General features: G+C 68.5%; 1 protein-coding gene. It reads right to left on the reverse strand.

Annotation, left to right across the window (positions count from 1 at the left end):
• The coding region (locus DPV74_RS41345; RefSeq protein WP_162923336.1) for an RND family transporter at nucleotides 1-1,249 on the reverse strand (1,249 nt) is incomplete at its 3' end.
• Between the last annotated feature and the right edge of the window lie 101 nt (nucleotides 1,250-1,350).

Consider the following 1,350-nt stretch of genomic DNA (forward strand, 5'->3'; position numbering starts at 1 on the left):
ACCGCCCGCTGCCGCCGGCCGCCGCCGTGCGCTGCGCGCGCGCCAGCGTGCCGCGTTCGAGGCGCGTGTACGACAGCAGGATCGGCAGGAACACCTTGTTCGTCACGATCATCAGCAGCACGCCGAGGCACGCGGTAATGCCGAGCTCGCGCACGATGTCGATCCTGATCCGCATGATGACCATGAAGCCGAGCGCGTTGGTCAGCAGCGCGACCGTGCCCGGCACGAACAGCTTGCGGAACGCGTCGCGCGCGGCGTCGACGGGCGACGCGCCGCGCACCAGCGCCTGCTTCCATGCGTTGGTCATCTGCACCGCGTGCGACACGCCGATCGAGAAGATCAGGAACGGCACGAGGATCGACATCGGGTCGATGCCGAGCCCGAGCAGCGGCAGCGCGCCGAGCAGCCACACGACCGGCAGCAGTGCGACGACGAGCGCCAGCGCGGTGGTCTTCAGCGAGCGCGTGTAGGCAAACAGCAGCGCGGCCGTCACGAGGAACGCGAGCGCGAAGAACGCCATCACGCCCGCGATGCCGCTCTCGACGTCGCCCACCAGCTTCGCGAAGCCGATGATGTTCACGTCGATGCCCTGCTTCGCATAACGCGCGCGGATTTCCTCGAGCTGGCGCGCGACCGCGCTGTAGTCGAGCCGCTTGCCGGTGGCCGGGTCGGTCTCGCGCAGTTCCGCGCGGATCAGCGCCGATTTCAGGTCGTTGCCGACGAGGCGGCCGATCTGCCCGGAACGCGCGACGTTGCGGCGCACCTTCGCGAGATCGTCCGGGTTCGCGCTCGAGAACTGGCCGGGCACGACCACGTCGCCGCGAAAGCCGGCCTCGGTCACTTCCGTGTAGTGAACGTTCGGCGTGAACAGCGAGAACACGCGCGAGCGGTTCACGCCGGGGATGAAGAAGACGTCGTCGGTCGCGTGGCGCAGCGCGTCCATGAACGTCTGGTTGTAGATGTCGCCGTCGCCCTTCCAGCGCAGGCTCACGAGGATCGTGTTCGCGCCGGGGAACGCACCCGCATAGCGCTCGAACACCTGCATGTACGGGTGCTGCATCGGGATCATCTTGTTGAAGCCCGGATCGAGCTTCAGGCGCGTGGCCGACAAGCCGAGCGCGAGCGTCACCGCGACGCACAGCAGCATCAGCAGCTTGCGCCGGCGGATGATCGTGTCGGCGCAGCGCTCGACGAACGTGGCGAGACGCGACGCGGAAACGGCTTCAGGAGGACGTGACAGGTCGTTCATGGAATTCTCGGGTCGGGACGGACGATGCGAAACGAACGGGAGGCGGCGCTGCGGGCGGCCGGCGTCAGGACGGCGACGGCGTCGACGCCAGCGCGCCGGCC

It is taken from the genome of Burkholderia sp. HAN2018 (assembly GCF_024704855.1).
In the GTDB taxonomy this organism is placed as follows: domain Bacteria; phylum Pseudomonadota; class Gammaproteobacteria; order Burkholderiales; family Burkholderiaceae; genus Burkholderia; species Burkholderia cepacia.